This window comes from Aeromonas sp. 2MA4 (assembly GCF_029237305.1).
Lineage (GTDB): Bacteria > Pseudomonadota > Gammaproteobacteria > Enterobacterales > Aeromonadaceae > Aeromonas > Aeromonas salmonicida.
The window spans coordinates 32,386-56,036 of the sequence record NZ_JAACFY010000015.1 but is presented as its reverse complement, the minus strand read 5'-3'; the positions used below and the strand labels follow the sequence as shown (position 1 = coordinate 56,036).

The 23,651-nt window shown below is 58.8% G+C and carries 15 protein-coding genes; 10 read left to right on the top strand and 5 right to left on the bottom strand.

The features are described 5' to 3' along the window. Positions 1–36: 36 nt before the first annotated feature. Positions 37–1,206: a histidine decarboxylase gene (locus GWQ31_RS15325; RefSeq protein ID WP_270688574.1), complete on the bottom strand. Its 1,170-nt coding sequence runs from the start codon at positions 1,204–1,206 to the stop codon at positions 37–39. A gap of 169 nt (positions 1,207–1,375) precedes the next feature. Further along, positions 1,376–1,627, bottom strand: a complete 252-nt coding sequence (locus GWQ31_RS15320) for a phosphopantetheine-binding protein (RefSeq protein ID WP_271773952.1) — start codon at positions 1,625–1,627, stop codon at positions 1,376–1,378. Between the two features lie 335 nt (positions 1,628–1,962). On the opposite strand from GWQ31_RS15320, the gene GWQ31_RS15315 reads away from it, so the two are divergent. Together GWQ31_RS15315 and basC are read left to right on the top strand one after the other, a co-directional pair. Further along, positions 1,963–6,324 (top strand): amino acid adenylation domain-containing protein, encoded by a 4,362-nt coding sequence (locus tag GWQ31_RS15315; protein WP_275909718.1) that lies wholly within the window; start codon positions 1,963–1,965, stop codon positions 6,322–6,324. A gap of 62 nt (positions 6,325–6,386) precedes the next feature. Beyond that, positions 6,387–7,709, top strand: coding sequence for a putative histamine N-monooxygenase (basC, locus tag GWQ31_RS15310; protein ID WP_275909717.1), 1,323 nt, complete (start codon positions 6,387–6,389; stop codon positions 7,707–7,709). A gap of 45 nt (positions 7,710–7,754) precedes the next feature. Here basC and GWQ31_RS15305 read toward each other — a convergent pair whose 3' ends face one another. Beyond that, positions 7,755–9,884, bottom strand: a complete 2,130-nt coding sequence (locus GWQ31_RS15305) for a condensation domain-containing protein (protein ID WP_275909716.1) — start codon at positions 9,882–9,884, stop codon at positions 7,755–7,757. A 240-nt stretch (positions 9,885–10,124) separates the two neighbouring features. On the opposite strand from GWQ31_RS15305, the gene GWQ31_RS15300 reads away from it, so the two are divergent. The 8 genes from GWQ31_RS15300 (at position 10,125) to GWQ31_RS15265 (ending at position 20,641) form a co-directional block, all read left to right on the top strand. Next, positions 10,125–10,643: a sigma-70 family RNA polymerase sigma factor gene (locus GWQ31_RS15300; RefSeq protein WP_034524603.1), complete on the top strand. Its 519-nt coding sequence runs from the start codon at positions 10,125–10,127 to the stop codon at positions 10,641–10,643. A 133-nt stretch (positions 10,644–10,776) separates the two neighbouring features. Then, positions 10,777–12,600 (top strand): ABC transporter ATP-binding protein, encoded by a 1,824-nt coding sequence (locus tag GWQ31_RS15295; RefSeq protein WP_275909715.1) that lies wholly within the window; start codon positions 10,777–10,779, stop codon positions 12,598–12,600. Continuing rightward, positions 12,594–14,363: an ABC transporter ATP-binding protein gene (locus GWQ31_RS15290; protein WP_275909714.1), complete on the top strand. Its 1,770-nt coding sequence runs from the start codon at positions 12,594–12,596 to the stop codon at positions 14,361–14,363. Before GWQ31_RS15295 ends, GWQ31_RS15290 begins: the two co-directional genes overlap by 7 nt. Next, the gene (locus GWQ31_RS15285) at positions 14,360–15,304 is read left to right on the top strand and encodes an iron chelate uptake ABC transporter family permease subunit (protein ID WP_059112332.1); all 945 of its coding nucleotides are present in this window, start codon (positions 14,360–14,362) and stop codon (positions 15,302–15,304) included. Before GWQ31_RS15290 ends, GWQ31_RS15285 begins: the two co-directional genes overlap by 4 nt. Before the next feature lie 11 nt (positions 15,305–15,315). Then, entirely contained in the window at positions 15,316–16,251 is a 936-nt protein-coding gene (locus tag GWQ31_RS15280; RefSeq protein ID WP_345893589.1) for an iron chelate uptake ABC transporter family permease subunit, read from the top strand. Next, positions 16,248–17,030 (top strand): ATP-binding cassette domain-containing protein, encoded by a 783-nt coding sequence (locus tag GWQ31_RS15275; RefSeq protein ID WP_265452146.1) that lies wholly within the window; start codon positions 16,248–16,250, stop codon positions 17,028–17,030. Before GWQ31_RS15280 ends, GWQ31_RS15275 begins: the two co-directional genes overlap by 4 nt. Beyond that, the gene (locus tag GWQ31_RS15270) at positions 17,027–18,001 is read left to right on the top strand and encodes a siderophore ABC transporter substrate-binding protein (protein WP_275909712.1); all 975 of its coding nucleotides are present in this window, start codon (positions 17,027–17,029) and stop codon (positions 17,999–18,001) included. Before GWQ31_RS15275 ends, GWQ31_RS15270 begins: the two co-directional genes overlap by 4 nt. A 165-nt stretch (positions 18,002–18,166) precedes the next feature. Beyond that, positions 18,167–20,641: a TonB-dependent receptor gene (locus GWQ31_RS15265; RefSeq protein ID WP_275909711.1), complete on the top strand. Its 2,475-nt coding sequence runs from the start codon at positions 18,167–18,169 to the stop codon at positions 20,639–20,641. 99 nt (positions 20,642–20,740) lie between these two features. Here GWQ31_RS15265 and fhuB read toward each other — a convergent pair whose 3' ends face one another. Together fhuB and GWQ31_RS15255 are read right to left on the bottom strand one after the other, a co-directional pair. Then, the gene (gene fhuB / locus GWQ31_RS15260; RefSeq protein WP_275909710.1) at positions 20,741–22,723 is read right to left on the bottom strand and encodes a Fe(3+)-hydroxamate ABC transporter permease FhuB; all 1,983 of its coding nucleotides are present in this window, start codon (positions 22,721–22,723) and stop codon (positions 20,741–20,743) included. Then, complete coding sequence (locus GWQ31_RS15255) at positions 22,720–23,643, bottom strand: ABC transporter substrate-binding protein (RefSeq protein ID WP_275909737.1); 924 nt, start codon at positions 23,641–23,643, stop codon at positions 22,720–22,722. The genes fhuB and GWQ31_RS15255 overlap by 4 nt, the downstream gene beginning before the upstream one ends. Positions 23,644–23,651: the final 8 nt, after the last annotated feature.

Below are 23,651 nucleotides of genomic sequence, written 5' to 3'. Positions count from 1 at the left end.
ACGTCCATCATGGCAAGCCCGTCGACTCTGGTGCTATCAGACAGTCAACGCATGCGCCAAACCGCGACCAGGTTCTCTATCCAGAGCAATGTCATTGATCACCCTGTCCAGGGTTTCCTTCCCGGTGTGATGGGGCATGGTGATGATATGTGATATTTTTCCTGATGTGGCCAGACAGTGTTTTTTCCATATATGGTCAGCAGGCTTTGGGAAAACCACAGTGATCGAATTTGGATTGCGCCAGGCATGAATACCTTTGGCGTGAAAACGCTCGATGACATATTGGGCCATATCAAGACAGTGCTGCGTTCGCTGACGCCAGTCTGAAAACGATCGGCTTTTTATTGCCATCCATAACAGTAGCGGGGTGTAGCCATTGCGCGAGCCACTGATTGTCTGGTCACATGCCGAGATATAATCTATTTCAACCGAGACATGCTCGACATGCTTGCGTCTGGCCAGGACAATCCCGCAGGGAATTGGAGAACCGATCATTTTATGACCCGATACACTTATCGAGTCGACGCCATCGGCGAAAGAGAAAGGTTGAGGGTTGTCGATGAAGGGCAAGATCATGCCACTCAATGCAGCATCGGCATGCAGGTAATAGTCCCCCTTGGTGATTCCTATTTTTTTCAAGCGTCTTTGAATGGTGGCAATATTATCTGTCGCCCCTGTCATCGTCGTCCCTATGTTGGCAAATATAATAGGGTGACGCTCTCCATCCAGTCGAATTCGATTGATCAGGTCATCATAATCCATCTCGCCATTAGGCAGTGAATCGACCATACATGACTTTACTCTCAATAGTCGGATGATCTTTGCAACCGAATAATGTGTATCTTTTGAGTAATATAATGTTGCCTCAGGAAATAACTCGCGGGCCAGATAGCATCCGAACATATTCCCCTCAGTACCACCGTTGGTCACATAACCCCAACTTTGCTCAAAAGGAATGCAGAACAGGGTTGCAAAGAATTGCATCACCTCTCTTTCAAAATCAAAGGAGTTGAGAAGGTAGTTGCTCTGCTGGCTCCAATCACCACAGTTATTGATAGAGAAGTTTAGAAAACGGTTTAAAGCGGAGTAGTCAAAGTCAGCCGCCTCTGGATAACCGATATTGAAATATTGATGCTGCACACAATAACGCCAAAACGACTCTATTTTCCCGGCATCTTCTGATGACAAACCCATTATCATACCCATGGCTAGCGCTATGCAGGCATGCCTGCACATTTGGTGGTGTAGTTTGGCAATCCGCATCTTGATTTATCAAGTTGCCAATGATTAATCGTAAGGGATGGCGGTGAAACAACCATTAATAAAAGTAAAAAGCCATCACGCGGACTCTTGCTGTCAAAAATATAATTTACGTTTATCTTGCAATGGCTTGTCGATTGGCAATCAACTCCCGCCAGCTAGCCAATGTTGGTGATTTTATCAGATCTTCAAAACTGACATGGATGTTGCGTTCTTTAAGTTCAGCAGCAAATCGCATCACTCGCAAAGAGTCTAGCCCATATAAAATAAGGCTCTCTTCCTGATCCAGCTCTGTGTCATTGTCTTCAATAAGTTGCTGTACGCGCTCTTGTAGCCATTGATGGCTAATCATTTCTGGATTGGTCATGTGAAACCAGCCTCATATTGTTGATGTCATTGTAAATAACAGCAGGCTCAAATATCCACATCATAACTATGGGCCTAACGCCTCCACACATTGAACAGGGATATAAGCCTGCTATTTGTCATGACAATTTTTCGCCCAATATAATGGAGTTGGAAAATACTTGCCCCGCATTTCAGCGCACACCTTAAACCATTCCGCAGTAGATCCGTTGCAGACTATCTTGCTTCCCCCCCATACAGGTTGACTCAATAAAATAAACTTGAAATGAAAACCATTCTCATTGGTAAATATATAAAGAACCAAATGAATGGCCTTGTCAACATTACGAGCGAGATATGAGAGAACTGACTTCCATGCAGGCGGCTTGCTGGATTGGCCGAGGCAATCACTCAGCACTGGGTGAGGTTTCTGCGCATCTTTACGCCGAGTTCGATTGCCATGCCCTCGACCTGCAACGCTTGGGCCGCGCCCTTGAACATGTGTATCGAGCACACCCCATGCTGCGACTTCAGATAACTCCTGACGGCATGCAGACAGTGGCTGAAATGGCACCATCACAACGCCTTGAGGTTGATGACTTCAAGACGCAGGGTGATGCAGAACGGGCGGAGGCACTGAGGCGCAAGCGCCAGGAGTGGACACATCAACGCCTTGACCTGGCCCGGGGGCAAGCTGCGCGTTTCTCGGTATCACTTCTGGGGGAGGATGCATGCAGGCTGCATATCGATACCGACATGATAGCGGTCGATCCCTCCAGCTTCCGCGTGCTGATGGAAGACCTGGCGCTGTTCTATGAATGCCCGGACTCGCCACGGCAAACCCCTCCTGCCTTCTTCGACTGGTGCGATGCCATCAATCAGGATCCCGTGCAGCAAGCAGCCAGAATGGCAGACAGAGCTTGGTGGCGCAGCAGGCTGTCTCAGATAGCGCCGGCCCCCTCACTGCCAGCGCCAGCACATGTTGCTTCATCCCCCGATAGCCACCGCCTCAGTGCATGGCTCTCCCCCGATGAGCGTCAAACCCTGATCCAGTTGGCCCGACACAGACGAATGACGCTTTCCAGCCTGATGTTGGGGCTGTTTGCCCACCAGCTCGGCATGGCCACGGGCGACAAGAGATTTCGTCTCAATCTGCCCTTCTTCTGGCGCCAACCCGTGATTGAGGGGACAGAACAAATCGTCGGGGAGTTCGCCAATCTGACCATCCTTGATGTCGACATGACCTCTGCCAATACCCTCGCAGGGCTCTGCCATCAACTGGCAAGCCAGATGGCCGAACGACTCAGTCACGGCAGCTACTCAGGTGTCAGCCTGATGCGCGATCTCTCCCGCCACCATGGTGCTGCCCAGCTAGCCCCTGTGGTGTTCACGGCAGCGCTGGATCTGGATGGCGGCGAACTGTTTTCCGAACGGGTTCACCGCGTGTTTGGCTCCATGAACTGGGTCATCTCCCAGGGACCTCAGGTCGCGCTGGATGCTCAAGTTGTCCGTATTGATGGCGGCATATTGATCAACTGGGACATTCGCCTGGATGCACTGCCGCAAGCCTGGATCACCCAGTTGTTCAACGATTTCGTCACTCAGGTTCGCACAGTGGCCACCAATCCAGCCACCCTTGACCAAGCGCTGACGCCGATGGGAACCCCTCTGACACCATTGCAGCAAGCCTATCTGCTGGGTCGCACCACCCAGTTCCCACTCGGGGGAGTCGCCATGCAGGAGTTTCGGGAATACTGCGGGCGAGTGGATCCGGCCACGCTGCGGCAGCGACTGCACACCATGGTCAAACGCCACGAGAGTTTGCGCACCCTTGTCGATCCCGAGAGAGTAATCCAGTACGTCAGTGACGAGGAGAGGCTCAACCTTGAGGAGATCGACCTGCGCCACCTCTCTGCCAGCACGGCGCAAGAACGGCTCGAGCTGCATCGCAACCACTATACCCACGCACTCTTCAGCCTCGATCATGCCCCCTGGAACTTGACCCTGTTCCATTTGCCGGATGACCAGCATGTTGTTTTCGCTCGCTTCGATGCGCTCATCCTCGACGGGCGCTCGATCGCGGCACTGATGCTGGAGTTGTTCGAGGGTCATCAGCCCGACATGCTCTCCATCACGGCGGCTCAGGACGCCCCCGTGAGCCCTGAGCTGCGCAAGGCTGATGCCCAGTATTGGACGCATAAACTCGCCGGGCTGGACGGGGCCCCCCGGCTGCCATGGAAACAATCACTGGATCAGATCCCTACCGCCCGTTACGAGCGACAGAGCCTGATCATCCCCCCTGACCTCTTCACCCAGCTTTGCAAACTGGGCTCCCGACAGCACTTTTTCAAAAACACCACCATCATGGCCCTGATCCTGGATGTGCTGTCCCGCTGGCTCGACGAGGGAGATCTGTGTGTCGCCATTCCGGTCGCCCCCCTGCCCTCGGGCCCGCTTGCCAACCGATCCAGCTTCATCGCCGTCGAGTGGTGTGGGGCCAGGGACACGCTGATCGACAGGGCAAACCAGCTGCAAAACGACGTGATGGAAGGGTTGCAGCATCTGGCCTTCTCCGGGGTGGATATTGCCCGTCAGCTGTTTGAAACCCGGGGTACAGGCCCGGTGCTGCCCATTGTCATCACCAATGGACTCTCCTGGCCAACAGCCACCGCCAGCAGCACCATGACCCTGTGTGCCGGGCTGACCCAGACCCCGCAGGTGGCAATGGACATTCGCTTTTCGAGCCGCGCGGATGGCGCCCTGATACTGGATATCGACTATGCCCGGGAGGCAATAGAGAGCGATCTGGTGTGCGACATCCTCACGGCGCTGGACAAGGCAAGCCGCCATATCGTCACCTCCGGTCTGTTTGATATTGATGCCAGCGCCATCATTGATACGGGCCACTATCGCCATAACAGTGACGATACCATGGCAGACAAAGACCCCTTCCTCGAGCGTATGGCGGCGCATCTTTTCGATGCTGGCAATGACAAGATTGCCCTGATACAGGGGGATCGCCGCATCAGCTATCGCACTCTCGGCGACAGCGTCTTGCGGATCATGGGGGCGTTCGAAAGAGAGGGGATCACGGCAGGCAAGGTCGCTGCCATCTGTCTGCCCCGCAGCCCGGAGCACACCATGGCTACCCTGGCCTGCGCCTTGAGCGGCGTGGTCTGGGTACCGATAGACAGCTGCTCCCCCACAGAGAGGCTGCACTACTTGCTGGAGAACTGTCGACCTGACCTGATCATCTGTGCAGACGGGCTCGAGTCTGACTACCCCACTGTCACTCCGGCGGCCCTGCTGGCGTCTCCCCACGACAATGTCAGCGGCACCCCCTGGGTCGGGCGCTCCCAACACCTGGCGCCGGCCTACTACCTCTACACCTCGGGGACGACCGGCAAGCCCAAATGCGTGGTGCTCAACAACAGGGCCACGGCCAATGTCATCGGCAACACGCTCAAGGCATGGCAGGTCACCCCTGACGATGTATTCATCTCGGTCACACCACTGCACCACGACATGTCGGTCTTCGATGTGTTCGGTTGTCTGAGCGCTGGCGCCACCCTGGTACAACCGGAAACGGGGGCCGAAAAAGATGCGGTGCGCTGGAATCAGCTGGTGGAGCAGCATGGCGTCACCCTCTGGTGCTCTGTACCGGCCATGCTCGAGATGTTGCTCTCCTGCAGTCAGGCAACGGAGCTGGCGAGCCTGCGGCTGATCGCGCAAGGGGGGGATTACATCAAACCCGGCATCATAGCCGAACTTCGCAAGCGGCTGCCTTCGGCCCGCCTGGCTTCACTGGGCGGACCGACCGAAACCACCATCTGGAGTATCTGGCACCAGATCGGCGCCAGGGATCAGGACAAGATACCGTACGGCACGCCCTTGCCGGGCAACGGCTACTGGTTGCTCAATGAAAGAGGGGAACACTGCCCGACCGGGGTTGCCGGTCGCATCCATACCACAGGGGTGAACCTGGCGCTCGGCTATCTGGAAGATGGCGAGCTGACACAGCAGGACTTTGTCACCCTTGCGTCAGGCTCCGGTGAGGAGACAAGGGCGTTTCGTAGCGGCGATCGGGGCCGTTATCGGGCTGACGGCACCCTGATGTTCGACAGCCGCGTGAACGGCTACATCAAGGTGCGTGGCGTACGCGTCTCATTGCCTGATATCGAAATCGAGCTCATCAAGCACCCGGTCATTGCCCATGTACTGGTGGTGGACTACGGCGCCGAGCAGCAGGGGGAACTCTGTATCGGGGCCCTGTATGTGGGCAAACATGGGGAAACTGTCTCCATCACCTCGTTACGCGAGCATGCCAAGCAACACCTGCCAGCCTCCCATGTGCCGACGCGCTTTATCCAGGTCGACAGCCTGCCGCTGACACAAAATGGCAAGCCGGATCGGCGCGCAGCACGCAGCAGGTTGACCTCATCAGACAAGGGGGGATCGGCACCACAAGCCACAGCGGATGCTGGTGCAACGGATGGCGGCGCCGTGCTCGATATCTATCTGGAGGTGCTGGGACAGGTCCGGAATGAAGGGATGAGCAGTCAGCTCGACTTCACCAGCCTGGGGCTGCGTCCCCAACACCTCAAAGTCATCTCGGCACGCCTGGGTGAGCACTTTTCCAGAACCCTGTCACCTGGACAACTGCTGCGCTGCCGCAATGCAGCGGATGTGGAAGTCCTGCTCAGGTCCCCCGGTTCCTGACCTATCAAGCCTCGGGGAGAGCGCACTCCCCGGGGTTCATTGTCATTCCCTCGGAGTTTTTTATGGATATCACAAGCGTTGACCTGACCGGTATTGGCATCGGGCCCTTCAATCTTGGGCTGGCAGCCCTGCTCTCCCGTCACAGTGAGGTGACGGGGGTATTTCTCGAGCGCAAACCCGCGTTTCGCTGGCATGAGGGGTTGCTGCTGCCGGGCACCACATTGCAAGTGCCCTTCCTGGCCGATCTGGTGACACTGGCCGACCCGACCCACCCCCTGAGTTATCTCAACTACCTGCACCAGCAGGATAGACTTTACCCCTTCTATTACTACGATCACTTCCTGATCCCGAGACGGGAATATGACCACTACTGCCGCTGGGCCGCGCAGCAGCTAACGAGCTGTCACTTTGGCGAAGAGGTCATCGATGTCCGCTATGACGACACCAGAGAGCGGTTTCTCATCGACAGCACATCCGCAACCGGATCCGTACAGCACTACAGCAGCCGCGATCTGGTTATCGGCATAGGCACCACCCCCTGGTTGCCCGACTGGGCTCGGGAATGCCAACATCCTCTGGTCATGCATTCAGCCCGGTTCATGCATGCCAGGGAGCAGCTCTCGCAATGCAAGCGGGTGACCGTCATTGGATCGGGACAGAGTGCCGCCGAATGCGTATTGGCGCTCTTTAGTGCCTTGACCCCGCAGCAGGTCCAGGCCGGAGCCTCCATTCAGTGGATCACCCGGGCGGCCGGTTTTCACCCCATGGAATATTCGAAGCTGGGACAGGAGTGCTTCACCCCCGCCTACATGCACTACTTCCACACGCTGCCCAGAGAGCGGCGCCGGGAAATAGTGGCGGAGCAAGGGTTGCTCTACAAAGGCATCAGCTTCTCGACCATTGGCGAGATTTTTGATCTGCTCTATGAGAGATCCATCGGCGGAGAGACGCCAGGCCTGGTGCTCTACTCACATTGCACCATCGAAGGAGTGGAGGAACTGGATGGCCAGGGTGCCCTGCGCATGAGCTGCCATCACACCCAGCTGGATCAGCACTGCACACTGGAGACCGATGCCATCGTCGCCGCAACCGGTTATGCCCATGCATGGCCTGCGTGGTTTGAACGGCTCAAAGGCACAGTCCTGGCCGTTGATGAGCAGGGGGATTGCATAGTCCAGCCAGATTTCACGGCCCGTCGTTGCGACAGAGGACAGGGGCGGATCTTTGTTCAGAATGCCGAAATATTTCAGCATGGGGTGGGCTCACCGGATCTGGGCATAGGCCCCAACCGCAATGCACATATCATCAATCAGTTGCTTGGTCGGGAGCAGTATCGCCTGCCCCGAACCTCCACCTTCCAGCACTATGGGCTACCCACCTCGTAGCCCTGGGTTCTGCCCCCTGTCGGCTGACAGGGGGCAAAATGCTGTTTATGCCTCCTTTTGCAGTGCCAGATCAGCCAGTCGACATGCACTCGTACCGGTACTTGTCATCAGTCCGAACAGCCGGTTCAGCACAACGCAAAGGGCCTCGACCCAATCCCTGCTGTAGCGTTCGGCGCTATAAGTGATCACCAGCCGCAATCTGCGCTCCCCTTCCAGCACATCCTCCATGATCTCGAACTGCAACCCGAACATGGACTCCGTTTTGTCAGGATCAATCTGTCGGTAGCGGATCCCCTCACCGACAGGGGTTGGCAAGCGCCCGTTCAAGGCATTCTTGGCGTGAATCTGGACATAGACATCGAACAGGAGACCCTCTGCCGCCGTCATGCCAAGTCCTTGCTGGATCTGCTCCAGCGGGATGTCTGCATAGGACATGGAGTCATTGATGGTATGCGTAACCATCCTCAACAGACTGCCGAAAGACTCCTGCTCATCGAACTCGACCCTGTGCGCCACCATGGTGGTGAAGTAACCCACCGTATCAAAGAATGCCGGATCGGTACGCCCGGATGCCGAGGTCCCTATGACGATCTCGTTCAGGCCATCCAGCTTGTGCAGGGATACGGCAATCGCCGTGTACACCAGATTGAAGAGCGAAGAGTCATGGCCTCTGGCGAAGGCATACAAACTGTCGAGACTCCCCTGCTCGAGCTTGAGCTCCAGCCACTGCGCCGCGATAGAACCCTGGCCCTCGGACGGAGCACATAGCCGCTGCTTTCGCCGCTCGTCGGCAGCACCTTGCAACATCCGGGTCCAGTACGCCAGGTGCCGGGGATTGATGCCCTGCTCTGCCTGCTGCCGTACAAATCCGTGAAAATCGAGCGCTGGCGTGGCCCATACCGGCGCCTGATCTGCCGCACGGGCAAGATAAGCGCTGGCGAGATCCTCCATCATGAGGTTGATGGACCACTCATCCACCACCATGTGATGAACCAGGAATGAGAGGTGCTGACGGCCAGTCGCCACATCCAGAATGAAACGGATACGGATTGGCAGCTCACGGGAGAGATCGAATTGATAGGTCGCCTCACTGGCCAGGGAGACACCTCCGCTTTCAGCGCTGTGCCAGAACCACCTATATTGGCCCAGATGTTCAACGGGAATAATACGCTGGAATACCTGACCGTCTTGCACATGGAAAGTCGTTCGCAAACTGGGGTGGCGTTTTATCAGGTCTGTAAATGCCTGCAAAAAAACCGTTTCATCAACTTCATCAATAAAATCCAGCGCAAAGGGCAGATTGAAGATGGTGTCAAAATCATGGGCAGCATAGGCTCGCCACAATGACGCTTGTGCCAGCGCGAGTGGTGCCTGCTGGCTGGTATTTTCAACAACAAGTGAAGGTATTTGCTGAGGCGGGCTATTCAATACTACTTTTTTAGCGAGGGCAGCCGCAGAAGGCGACTCAAAAAAATCATTGAAACGGCACTCAATACCATGACGATTCTGCAACTTGCCAATAATGCGCGTAGCCAGCAATGAGTGGCCGCCAAAATCAAAGAAGTCATCATTAAGCGTCATGTCAGGGCTGGATAAAGCAATACGAAACTCATCAAGTAAAATAAGCGCCAGCTTGTCCCTTTCCGTGTGTTCCGTCTGGTTATTGGTAATTTCAGGTGCTAACACGCCTAAGTTTATCGATAGCTTTGTCATTTCCAGAGAAGGCAGATGCGGAGCAAGGGCGCCGTACTCATCACGCAATCTGGACACCAGCTCGCCCAGACAACACGCCTCCCCCAGTATGGGATGAGACATCAATGTGAACATAACACCCTGTTCTACATGGATAATGAATGCCTTGAACGGCGGCTGGCAGGCAGAATCCCAGGGCGACGCATGAAGGGCGCCAAGGGTGGCATCGATGTCCCCAGAAGACAACCGGATAAATTCCAGACAGGGATACCAGCCATCAACCCTGTATTTATAAAGGTCTCCTTCATCACTGAAGAGATAGCGGGAATTCAAATCCGGCAAGGCCGTTATTAATGACTGAATAGTCAGAGTGAGCAATGAAATATCGACATTGTCATCCAGCCGCCAGACTTCCAGGTGCTTGATGACTTGCTCCGGATGCTGTTGTTGCAACAACCAGATATTTTCTTCATGAGTGCTCACAGGTATTTCGGGCAATACCTCGGAGTAACATAGTGGCAAGAGTGGCCTCCTTGCTGAATTGTGAATAATGACCATTGGGTTATGCCGGTTTTTCTGTCAAAAACCACTGAGATAGCTCCCCTGCTGTCAGAGCCAGTGAAGAGCATTGCTTGATATCTACGAACAGGATATCTTGTAAATGATTATCATATAGATTTTCATTATCAAAAAGAAAAACACTGTATTCGGGAGAAAAGAGCCGTGGAGAGGGATGCTTGCTCCTTGCAGGAACAGTGGCAGACGTTATATCGGGACAATCATGGATGGCTCTGTCGCCTGCTCCGCCGCAAGCTGGGAAATTCGTACGATGCAGCGGATTTGGCTCACGATATTTACCTCCACCTCATCAATAAGGGCCATATTCCCGCGGCCAGCGAATCGCGCCGTTATTTGATGCAAATAGCCAAAGGCAAACTGATCGATCTCTATCGCCGGCGCAGTCTGGAAGCCCGCTATCTCGAACGCCAAACCCAGCAACCTGCACTCAGGGAACCTTCCGAAGAGACCCGTGCACTGATGCGCGAAGCTCTGGGCGCGGTCGATATGGCGTTGCAGCGCAAGCCACCCAAGATCCGCCAGGCTCTGCTGCTGTCGAGACTCAATGGTATGGGCTACCAGGACATAGCAACCGAACTGCAGGTCTCGGTCTCTTCCGTTGAGAAGTACATAGCCCTTGGCCTGCAGACCTGTCACCAGTGCGAATCAGACGCGGGACGCTGAACTTTCTTTGGTCTTAAAAAGATTCATTTGAGGTTTTTATCCGCCCGTTCGGAAAACCACAAGAGACGTGTCAGCCCAATGCAAACGAGACGGTGGGACATGGCCGCCATCACCCCACAGTGGAGAAGTATTCATGAAGGTAGACGACGAGTTCATCCTTGATTCCAAAGCCGCGGGTCCGATTGCCCGAGTCCTTTCACCTATCCGAGGCCGGCTGCTGGCTGCCGCCCTGCTCGCCGCCGTTGGTTCCATGCTGACACTGGTTCCCCTGGCGGGTATCACCCGGATTGCACAGCTGGTGCTCGACCAGGAGGGTGCTGGGTGGGAGCTTGAAAAACTCTGGCTGATTGTCGGTGCCAGCCTGGCGAGTCTGTTTCTGGGCATGACGCTCATTTCCGCGGGCGATCTGGTCGCTCACCTCGCCGACAACCGCATCACTGGCTATCTGCGCCAGGCGCTGACCCGCCGCCTGGCCAGAGTGCCGCTGGGCTGGTTCACGGCCCGGGCATCGGGTGAAGTGAAACAGGCGATGCAAGATGACATAGGCACACTGCACAGCCTGACGGCCCATTTCTTCACGACCATGGGACGTAGCGCCGGTGCCGTTGCCATCTCGATTGCCTACCTGTTCTTCATGGACTGGCGCATGGCCATCATCTCGCTGCTGCCCTTTCCCCTCTTCTTCCTATTCTCCGCCAGGGCGCACAGCGCCAGCGCCGCCAACATGCAGCAGTTCGGTGCCGGCATGGCGCGGATCAACAACGCCGTGGTCGAGTTTGTCAGCGGCATTCCGGTAGTGAAGGCATTCGGTGTTCAGGGCAAGCTCCACAACAGCTACCGCGAAGCCATCGATGCCTTTGCCGATGCCTTCAAGGCGTTTACCCGCCCCCTGGTCAGCGCCATGGCCAATGCCAACGCCATCATGGCGCCAGCCTCCGTGCTCGGTGTCGTGCTGGCCGGGGGCGTCGTGCTGGTCAGTGCCGGCTGGATAGCGCCAGCCGATGTGCTGCCATTCGTGCTGGTGGCCCCAGGGCTTTGCGCCCCCCTGCTGCTATTGAGCTACCTCACCCATGACCTGAACAATGCGACCGGCGCTGCCCAGCGGGTGCATGCCTTGCTGCAGACTCCCGTGCTGGACACCACTGCTGCAACCGACTCCCAGCAGCCGGCAAACGGGGAGATCCGGGTCGAGCAACTGAGCTACGGCTATGACGATCAGGTACAGGTGCTGACCGACATCAACTTCACTCTGCAGCCTGGCACCGTCACTGCCATTGTCGGTGCATCCGGTTCGGGGAAATCCACACTGGCACGCCTGCTGCTTCGCTTCTTCGATCCGGATGCTGGGAGGATCACCCTTGGCGGGGTCGATCTCAGACAAATGGACAGCGCCCAGCTCTATCGACACATCGGCTTTGTCTTGCAGGATGTACGCCTCATTCACGCCAGTCTGCACGACAACATAGCGCTGGGTCGTCCGAACGCCACCCGGGCAGAGGTTGAAGCCGTCGCACGGCTCGCCAATATCCACGATCGCATTCTGGCGCTGCCGCATGGATACGACTCAGTGGTCGGAGAGGATGCGCAGCTCTCCGGTGGGGAACTGCAACGGGTGAGCATAGCCCGTGCCCTGCTGCTCGACCCGCCTGTGCTGGTGCTTGACGAAGCCACGGCGGCGGCCGATGCCGACAACGAGGTGAAGCTGCAACAGGCGCTCTCGGCCTTTGCCCATGGCCGTACCCTGGTCGTCATCGCACACAGACTCGACACCGTCATGAACGCCGATCAAATCCTGGTGATCGACAACGGTACCCTCTGCGAACAGGGCAGGCACGACGAGCTGCTGGCACTCAATGGCCGTTATGCCCGCTTGTGGGCCCAGGGCCGCTATGACAAGGCCATTCCCGTAGAGAAAAGACAATCCCCCGAGCATGAAGAGGTGGTTCCCCAATGCTGAAGACCTTTGTTCGTCTGCTGGACGATGACACAGCAATATTGCGTCGCTATGGCTGGCTGGCAGTGATCTACAGCCTGTGTTGCGGCCTCACCATAGTCACCCTGATCCCTGTGCTCAGGCACTTGTTGCTGGGAGAGGTAAACGGCGCAGCCAGCTGGCTGTTCGTCCAGCTGCTGGGGGTGGTGCTCTGCTGGTACCTTAGGCGCAAGGTGGAAAAGGCGGGGATAGCGGTCGGCATTGCCGTCCTCCAGACGGGTCGCCATCAGCTGGGCGAGCACGTCGGCAGCCTGCCCATCGGCTGGTTTACCCCTGCCAACACAGCCCGGCTCAATCACGCGGCATCACAGGGGATGATGGAAATCGCCCAGCTCCCGGCCCATGTGTTTACCCCGCTGCTGACCGGCTCCCTCATACCCCTGGTAGTGCTGGCGGCTCTGTTTGCCATCAACCTGACCCTGGGGCTGGTGGCGCTGGTCGCCCTGCCGCTCATGGTGGGGGTGTTCTGGTTCACTGGCCGCCTCAATCAAGCGGCTGACCTGAAGTTCCACCGCAATGCCGCCTCCACCAGCCAGCGCATGGTCGAATTCGCGCAGGCACAATCCGTGCTGCGAGCCTTCAATGGCGAGCGCGGCGGTACCCGCTTCCTCGAGCAGGCCATCTCGCAGCAACAGCAATCTGCCAAAAAACTTATCCAGCTCACTGCCCTCTCATCCGGACTCAATCTCTGGGCGGTGCAAGCCGGCTTTGCCGCCCTGCTGATCGCCGCGACCCTGTGGTTGCAGGGAAATGCAGGCGCTGGCGTGGACAAAGAGGGGCTGATTGCCGCCCTGATGGCCCTGGTGCTGATAAACCGTTTCATCGATCCCTTGCTCGATGTGGCCAGTTACAGCGATATCCTGCGCAGCGTCCGTGGACAGCTGGATGCCTTGCGAGACATCTTTGCGCAAGCTCCCCAGTCGGCCCCGCACTCACCACGCATCCCGACCGATGCCTCGGTCGAGCTGTGCAACGTCAGCTTCCGGTATGCCGCAAATCAACCCTCCGTGCTCAGTGACGTCAGCCTGAGAGTCGAACCGGGCAGCATGACGGCGCTGGTCGGGGCATCCGGCTCGGGGAAAACCACCTTGCTGAGGCTGATTGCACGCTTTTTCGATGTCAGCCAGGGAGAAGTCAAGGTGGGTGGCGTGGATGTCAGGGAGATAACCGGCGACGTACTGGCCAACCAGATCAGCCAGATTTTCCAGGATGCCTACCTGTTCCAGGGCTCGATTGCCGACAACATCCGCATCGGCAAACCGAATGCCAGCGATGAAGAGGTTTTGATCGCGGCAAGGCAAGCCGGGGTGAGCGAGATCCTGGAGCGCCTGCCCCAGGGTCTGGCAACTCAGGTGGGTGAAGGGGGTGCCCGCCTCTCTGGCGGTGAGCGGCAACGTATCTCCATCGCCCGGGCCCTGATCAAGGATGCCCCCATACTGCTGGTCGACGAGGCCACGGCAGCCCTGGATGCGGAGAACCAGGCCGCCATCGCCGAGGCGCTGGCGCGTCTGCGAGGGAAACGAACCCTGATTGTCATCGCCCACCAGCTGTCGACGGTCGAGATGGCAGACCAGATACTGGTACTGGAAGAGGGCAAGGTACGCGAACAGGGCACCCATGCCGAACTCAGCCGCCAGTCCGGTCCCTATGCCCATTTCCTGGCACAACGGCAAGCCGCCAAGGGATGGCGCATCACCCGCGCCGTCCGTGACGAGGCCACCTCTTGAGACCAGCGGTACTGCCCACCCTCTTGATCCTGCTCAGTGGCCTCTCCCTGCTGGTAGGGGTCAAACAGATATCCCTGGCGGCACTCTGGTCCTTCTCGGGCGACAGCTGGCTGACCCTTACCGCCAGCCGGTTGCCCCGACTGGCGGCACTCCTGCTCACCGGGGCCGGCTTGTCGGTGTCTGGGGTCATATTGCAGCAGATAGTGCAAAACAAGTTTGTGGAACCGGCCACCTCGGGTGGGCTGGATGCCGCCAAACTCGGCATCCTGATTGCACTGACCCAGCTCCCCTCAACCGGCACCACGGGGCGGATGCTGGTGGCGCTGGTGTTCTGCTTTCTGTCCAGCCTGCTGTTCATCGCCATCATACGGCGCATTCAGTTCAAGAATACTGTGCTGATCCCCGTGATTGGCCTCATGTATGGCAGCGTGCTCAGCGCCATCGCCGAGTTCTATGCCTATAGACACAACATACTGCAAAGCATACAGGGCTGGCTGCTGGGGGATTTCTCCAAGGTGGTCGAAGGCAATTACGAGATCATCTATCTGATCCTGCCCATTACCGTGCTCACTTATCTCTATGCCCATCGCTTCACAGTGCTGGGCATGGGGGAAGAGGCGGCCACCAGCCTGGGACTGCGTTATTCGGCAACGGCGGCATTGGGATTGGTGCTGGTGGCGGTCACGGTAGCCGCCACCGTCATCACGGTGGGGGCCATCCCCTTCGTCGGTCTGGTCATTCCCAACCTGGTGGCCATGCATTACGGTGAGCACCTGAAGAAAACCCTGCCCATCGTCGCCATGAGCGGCGCCCTGCTGCTGCTGGCGTGCGACATTCTCGGCCGTCTGCTGATCTACCCCTTCGAGGTGCCGATAGGCTTGACCGCCGGCAGCGTGGGGGGCGTGCTGTTCCTGTCGATGATCCTGTGGAGACGCGCATGAAGCACCTGTTGATCCCTTATGGCATCTGGGCGCTGGTGATAGTACTGGCCTTGCTGTTTCTGCTGGTGGGGTCGGATCTGGACTTCGACTATGTGATCCCCCAAAGGTTGATGCGTCTTGCCGCCATCGGGCTGGCGGGCATCTGTATCGCGGTATCGGCTGTGACGTTCCAGACGCTGGCGGGCAACCGGCTCCTGACTCCCGCCATCATGGGCTACGAGGCGGTCTATCTGCTGCTGCAAGCCGTACTGGTACTGACGCTGGGCAGCCAGAGCCTGATCCTGCTGGACCGGCAGGAAAACGTGCTGCTGTCACTGCTGTTCATGCTGGGCTACTCCTGGATAGTCCATCGCTGGCTGTTCAGGGAGGGGCAGACCAACCTCTATCAGCTGCTGCTGGCGGGCCTGGTGCTGACCATGGTGCTCGGCACCTTTACCCAGTTCATCCAGCTCAAGACCAGCCCGGGTGAGTTCTCCATCCTGCAGGGCTTCAGCTACGCCACCTTCAACCGGGTACAGCCCGGACAACTGCTGTTCGGCGCCGCCTTGATCACCCTGGTCGGCATCATGACCCGCCGACGGCTGGCAGTGCTGGATGTGCTCTCCCTGGGCCGTGACCAGGCAATCTCGCTGGGAGTGGATTACCGGCATACAGTGAGGCTGCAATTGGCCCTGATCGCCGTGCTGGTGGCCGTCTCCACCAGCCTGGTGGGACCAACGGCCTTCATGGGGGTATTCGTGGCCAACATCACCTATGCGCTGGCACACACCTTCCGCCACAGGGTCACCCTGCCGCTGGGCTGCGCCATTGCCATCGCCATTTTTATCGTCGCCCAGTTTCTGGTGGAGCAGCTGTTCAACTACCGCACCACGGTCAGCATCCTTATCAACCTGGTGTGCGGCACCTACTTTCTCGCCCTCATGGTCAAAACGAAAGGCACCTCATGATCACCCTGGAGCATGTTCACAAGACTTACGGTGACAAGCCAGTGCTGCGCGATGTCACCCTGACCTTTCCCGCTGGCCAGGTCACCTCGCTGATCGGGCCCAATGGCGCAGGCAAGAGCACGCTGCTGATGTCGATTGCCCGGCTGCTCACCGTCAGCCGGGGCAGAATTCTGATGGACGGGATCAATATCGAGCAGATCCCCACCCGCGACTATGCCAGACGGGTCGCGACCCTGCGCCAGTCACCGGACGTCGGGCTGCGCCTGACCGTTGACGAGCTGGTCTCTTTCGGGCGCTTCCCCTACAGCCAGGGAGCCCTCACCCGCCAGGACCGGCGGGCAATCGATGACGCCATTGATTTTCTGGCTCTTGAGCCACTGCGCAAGGCCTATCTGGATGAGCTCAGCGGTGGTCAGCGACAGATGGCGTTTCTGGCCATGACCATTGCCCAGCAGACCGACTGCCTGTTGCTGGATGAACCCCTCAACAATCTGGACATGAAGCATGCGGTCAACATCATGCAGGCCATACGGCGCCTCTGTGATGAACAGGGCCGCACCGTCATTCTGGTGGTACACGACATCAACTTTGCCGCCAACTATTCCGACCACATAGTCGCGATGAAAGCAGGCGCCATCGCCCACAGCGGCCCGGTTAGCCAGGTGGTCACCCGTGCCTGTCTGCAAGACCTGTATGAACTGGACTTCGAGATACTGCCGAGTCAAAACGGCTTCGTCTGCAACTACTTCAACCCATCCCTGTCAGGAGAATCGCTATGAGGATGAACAAGGCATATGCAGTACACGGAATATTGCTGGTGGCGGCCGCTGGCCTGATGGGGTGTGATGACGCCGCATCAGGATCGGCGGCACAGACACCCTCGGCAAACGATCCCATTGTCACTGTCGAACACCAGCTGGGTACGACACGGATAACCCACCGCCCGGAGCGGGTGGTGGCTTTCGACATGAGTGAACTGGATACCCTGGATCAGCTGGGCGCCCCCGTGGCGGGCATCGCCAAAGACTATGTGGCTCACTTCCTCAGCAAATACAAAGACGATCCCAACGTCATGGATGTGGGCACCACCATACAACCCAATCTGGAGCGACTGCACAAACTCAAGCCGGATCTCATCCTGATCTCCCCCCTGCAAGCCCTGAGTTATCAGGAGCTGAGCCGGATAGCGCCGACCCTGCACTACGACATCGACATGACCAATCACCAGGGGCATGTACTGGAAACCGCCAAGGCTCACCTGCTCACCCTCGGGAAGATACTGGGTAAAGAGGAGCTGGCGCGCGAAAAGGTTCAGCAGATAGACGACAAGATAGCCCAGGTGCGTGAAGTGACCCGGAACCGACCGGAAAAGGCCTTGATAGTGCTGCACAATAACGGCGCCTTTACCTCCTTCGGCACACACTCACGGTATGGCTTCATCTTCGATACCCTTGGGGTTCAGCCGGCGGGTCCTGACAGGGAAACAGGCACCCATGGGCAGCCCATCTCCAACGAGTTCATCCAGCAGGCGGATCCGGACATCCTCTATGTGATTGACAGGACGGCCGTGATGGAGCGACGGGCGGCACTCAATGCCCAGAGCCTGGATAACCCCCTGCTGCGCCAGACCAAGGCGTGGAAAAGTGGCAAGGTCATCTTTGTCGACCCGGAAACCTGGTATCTCTGCACGGCCAGCGTGACCTGTCTGACCCGCATTGCCGATGAAGTGATGACAGGCTACCGCAGCTGACAGGATCACGTTGTTTGCCCGGCTGTCGCGGCTGAATCACTGGTCGTTATACTGCCGGGCCACAAAGATACAAATGATATTCATTTTTATTTGAGGATTGTAAAGTCTCGTTCGGAAAACAGAAGGAGACAATCAATCACCTCCTCGAATAGAAAGGAATCCTGAATGTTAAAGCCCCATCTGTTGCATCCTGCGGCGCTCGCCCATCCCCCTCTGGCACAAACCGCTCCCCGCTTTTCCTTGAACAAGCTGGGTGTGGCCGCACGTCTGGCCATTCTGGCCGGTGTCAGTGGCACACTGCTGCTCGGCCTTGCCCCATCGGCGCAGGCACAATCCCCGGAGCAGTCGGTCACGGCCACAAAAAACCTCAGTATCCCGGCTGGCTCTCTGGCCCAGGCGCTCAAGACCTTCTCGTCCGAGACAGGTATCAGCCTGGAGCTCGATGATAAAACCCTGCAAGGGATGATCAGTCCCGGGCTGGCAGGCCAATACAGTCCCCCCCAGGGTCTGGCCCTCTTGTTGAGTGGTCACGATCTGGTGGCCGAGCCTGCGGGAGAGGGACGCTACAAGGTTCGCCGACAAGCCGGGGTCAGTGCCGATGAGGTCATGGTGGTGCAAGGGCGTCAGACCTATGCCGGTGGCCAGGTGGCCTCTGACAGTCGGGTCGGATTGCTTGGCAACAAGCACTTCATGGATACCCCGTTCAACACCGTCAGCTACACAGAAGAGTACATAGAGAACGAGCAGGCACAGGATATCGGCTCCCTCGCCGGTGCCACCAATGCATCCATCTATGTGCCGAGCAAACGCAGCGTCTTCGAAACCTTCTACATGCGTGGCTTCAGCACCACGGCCAGTGACATGACCTTCAACGGTTTGATCGGCATGGCGCCCAACATGCGCAGTTCGACCGAGATGGCCGAGCGGGTCGACGTGCTCAAGGGCCCGTCCGTGCTGCTCAACGGCATGCCGCCAGACGGCAGCGTGGGGGGCAGCATCAACATAGTGCCCAAACGCGCCGGCAAGGATCCTCTGGCCAAGGTGACCGCCACCTATGAATCAGACGGGCTCGGCGGCGTGCATCTCGATCTCGGTCGCCGTTTCGGGGAAGAAAAACAGTGGGGGGTGCGCTTCAATGGCGTCTACCGCGATGGTGACACCCCGGTCAATGACCAGCAGCACAAGATGGAGCTGACTTCCATTGGTTTTGACTGGCGCAACGAGCGGGCCCGCGCCTCCCTCGATCTCTATCGGCAACATGAAGAGGTGGATGGGGTCAACTACTTCAGCATCTACTCCATCGCCAGCACTGTCACCCAACTGCCCACAGCCAAAAAAGGTGACTATTCACTGGCTCCGCCCTGGGCCTACACCATCAATGACACCAGGGCAGCCGTATTGCGGGGGGAGTACGACCTGACCGACTCGCTGACGGCCTTTGCCGCATGGGGCCAGCGAGAGGGGGGATACAGAGCCCTGATCACCCGCAATACCCTGCTCAACAATGCGGGGGACATCAACGCCATGGCCATTCGCTCCGAACGGGACGGCACCCAACGCTCGGGCGAAGCCGGTCTGCGCGGCAACCTCGGCACGGGCCCTGTCGATCACGCCTGGTCACTGGCTGCCACGCACTACACCTCGGAGCTCAGCTTCAAGGATCGCATGTATCCCAACCACACAATCACCAACTATGACCACCTCGATTTTGGCTCGGCCCCCGATCAGAGCGGTTTTGGCGCAGTGACGTCCAGCAGCGACGCCAAGCTGGAAAGTGTCGCCCTGGTGGACACCCTCTCCTTCCTGGACGGGGACCTGCAGTGGACAGTCGGCGCCAGACACCAGACGGTGGAGAGCACCAACTATGGAGCCAGCGGCGCGCAGACCTCCCACTATGACGAGAGCCGGCTCTCGCCAGCCACCGCCATTCTGGTCAAGGTACGGGATGACCTCTCCCTCTACACCAACTACATAGAGGGGCTGGGCCAGGGGGGCACGGCACCCACCACGGCCAGCAATGCGGGTGAAATCATGAAGCCCTACCAGACCAAGCAGTATGAGGTTGGCGCCAAGCTGGATCTGGGTCAGTTCGCCCACACACTGAGCCTGTTCCAGATAGCCAAACCGAGCGCCTACACGGATCCGGTCAGCAATGTCTATGGGATCTACGGTGAACAGCGCAACCGGGGGATTGAGTGGGATCTGTTTGGCGAACTGACTCCGGAACTGCGCCTGCTGGGGGGAGCCTCCTATACCCAGGCCGAGCTGACCAAGGCCCTCAACAAGGCCAATGAAGGCAACCAGGCGACCGGGGTGCCCAAAGTGATGGCCAAGCTGGGGCTGGAATACGACCTCGCCGCCCTGCCCGGGCTCACGCTGACCGGCAATACCCAGTTTGTCGGCAAGCGCTATGTCACCGATGACAACCGCATGTCGCTCTCCCCCTACACCACCTTCGACCTGGGGGCCCGCTACACCACCAAGATTGCCACCAAGGAGGTGACGGTGCGAGCCTCGGTGCAAAACCTCACCAATCATGCCTACTGGCTCGGCTCCTGGAGCGGTGGCGACGGCAGCGGGCTGTCCGGCGGACTGGGTTCTCCACGTACCTTCCTTCTGTCCACCTCACTGGCATTCTGAGTTGGCTGTCTGCCTCGGCACATGAGTCGGCGCCAGCCCTGAAAAAAAGAGCCCGGGATTATCCCGGGCTCTTTTTTTGTGCATGTGTCATCCACACACCTAGAGGCGGCGCAGGCACCACATGAAGTAAGCGCCCCCTAACAGGGTGGAGACCAGCCCGACCGGCACGTCCTGCGGGAACAGGATCTGCTGGCCGATCCAGTCCGCTGACACCATCAACAGGGCACCGGAAGCGGCGGCACCGAGCAGGTGCCAGCGCGCCCGTACCAGCCCCATCAGCTTGGCCATGTGCGGGGCCAGCAGACCAACGAAGGAGAGCGGCCCCACCACCAGGGTGGCGCTGGCGGTGAGCACGGCCACCAGCAGCAGTATGGCGAGCTGGGCACGGTTGAGGCGAATTCCCAATGCGGTTGCCAGTGCCGGTCCCATGGGCAACAGATCGAGCCAGCGGCTGATGAGCAGGCAGGCAGCCAGCATCAATACCGCCAGTCCCACCAGTCCATAAGCCACCGGCAGGGTGACGTAATAGGTAGAGCCGGACATCCAGGAGAGCAGTTGCTGCACCCGCATGTCGCCGTTGGCCAGCGCTATGGCCTGCAATGGTTCGAACAGCGCCGTGATGGCGATGCCGGACAGCAGGATCCGCTCCGGCTGGAAGCCATGCTTGCGGTTGACCAGCACCAGCAGCAAGAGGCAACTGAAGGCCCCGATCAAGCCCCCAAGCAGCATCATGGGCAATGGCAAGGCAGGCAGCAGCAGTGCCGTCGCTATCACTCCCATGAAGGTGCCACCACTCACCCCCAGCAGTTCCGGACTCGCCATGGGATTGTTGCTGACCCGCTGCAGCAGGGTGCCCGCCAGCGCCAGCAAGATCCCGGCAGCCCCCGCCGCCAGAGTGCGCGGCAGCCGCCACTCCAGCTGGGCCTGCCACCTGAGCCAGCTTGGCCAGCTCCAGCCGTGCATTCCCTGACCGAACAGCAGAGAGCCTATGATGGCGAGCCCCAAACCGAGCAGCAGCAAGGTGATCAGGCGAGTCGGGGCCGGATGTCGTGCTACCAGCAAACCGGTACTCGCTTTGGGTGTGCCCGACTTCAAGGAAAGTCGCGGGATCAGCCAGAGCAAGAGCGGCGCCCCCAACAGGGCCGTCATGGCACCGGTCGGGATCAGCATGGGCCAGAATCGACTGACGGATTGCAGCAACAGATCGGTGGCTGCCAGCAGCAGAGCCCCCAAAACAGGCCCCCACAGCAACCGCTGACCGAGCTGACGGATCCCCAGCAAGCGCACCATGGCAGGTGCGGCCAACCCGATGAAACCGATCAGCCCCACCACGCTCACCACGCAGGCGGTGACAAATACCGCCAAGCCAAGCCCCGCCAGTCGCAAGTGTTGGAGGGAGACCCCCAGACTGCGGGCGCTGGCATCATCCAGTTCAAGCACAGCCAGCGGGCGCACCAGCGCAGCCGCCAGCCCCCCTGCCACCAGCAGCCGTGGCAGCAGGTAGCTCACTCCGTTCCAGCTGTTCTGGGCCAGAGAACCGCTGCCCCACACCAGCAAGCCTTTCAACTCCTCCTGAAAAAACAGCAGCAGCCCCATGCTGATGGCTGCCAGATAGAGGTTGATCACCAGCCCCGCGAAGACGATGACGACGGGATTGAGCTGACGGCGCCAGGCCAGGGCAAACACCAGCGCCATGGCGAGGCTGCCACCGGCCATGGCGATCCACTCCCGCCCCAGCAGCAACCAGGAGGGAGCAAACAGGGTCACCATCATCAACGCCAGCTGGGCGCCGGAAGCCACCCCCAGTGTGGTCGGTGAGGCAAGCGGGTTGCGCAGCACCTGCTGCATCAGGGTACCGGCCAGACCAAGGGCGGCCCCGGCCAGCAGGGTCACCGTCAAGCGGGGCAACCAGCTGAAATGGACCACGGCTTGACGGGCATCATCCAGATTGGGCGCAAAGAGGGTCTGCCACCAGAGCACGCTCGGCAACTGGCGGGCCAGCTCCCAGCAAGCGAGCGAAAGGGTCAGCCCCAGCAGGATCAAGGTCGGTCGCTGCAACGGGGATGGAAATAAATGTTTCATTGGCGATCTCCCCTGGCATCCTTCTGCAATGCCTCGCTGAGCAAGGTGGCGAAGCGACGGGCGGCAAGTACGCCACCGAAGCTCCAGACTGCGGGCAGATGCAGTACCGGAGCCTGTTGCACCAGCGGCAAATGCTGCCACAGACCGGGCTCCTGCAGCCGTTCGCTCACCCCGACCGGAATGGGATCTACTACCACCAACCTGGCCTCCGGTATGGATAAAAACTGCTCGAGACTGGCCACCGAGAAGCCCCAGGCATTGGTCTCTCCCTGCCAGGCATTGCGCAGGCCGAGTCGCTGCATCACGGCCTCGAACAGGCTGTGGTGGCCGAACACCCGCACATGGCGCTCATCGATGAACTGCACCACCAGCAGGGGCGGCAGCTCCGCCGGCAGGGTCTGTTTCATCTGCTCGAGATCCCGATTCAAATCGGTCAGCAGCACGTTCGCCTCGACCGTTTTTTTCACCAGCGCCGCTATGGTCAGGGTCGCCTCATGGAGCCGCTGCCACAGATCAGTTTGTGGATCATAGAGGGCGATGGACTGCACGGGGGCGATGCGGGACAGGGTCGGTGCCAGCGGCGCCGCCAGCGGGGAGATGAGGATGCGATCGGGTTTCAACTCGGCCAGCAGCTCGCGATTGGGCTGAGCCCGCAGGCCTATATCCACCACATCGGCCGGCAGCAGCGGCTCGCCGACCCAGGCGCGGTAGGCGCTGACATCCCCCACAGCCAACGGGGTCACCCCGAGCGCCAGCAGGGTTTCGGCTATGGTCCAGTCGACGGTGGCAATCCGTGGTACCTGTGTGCGCTCACTCGGCCGAGCGGTATCGGTGGCGGCACTCTGGCTCGCCGGACTGGCCTGCAATCCCAATGGAGCCAGCAGGCAGAGCAGCCAGCCGGCCCTTTTCAATGAAGAGATCAAGATAG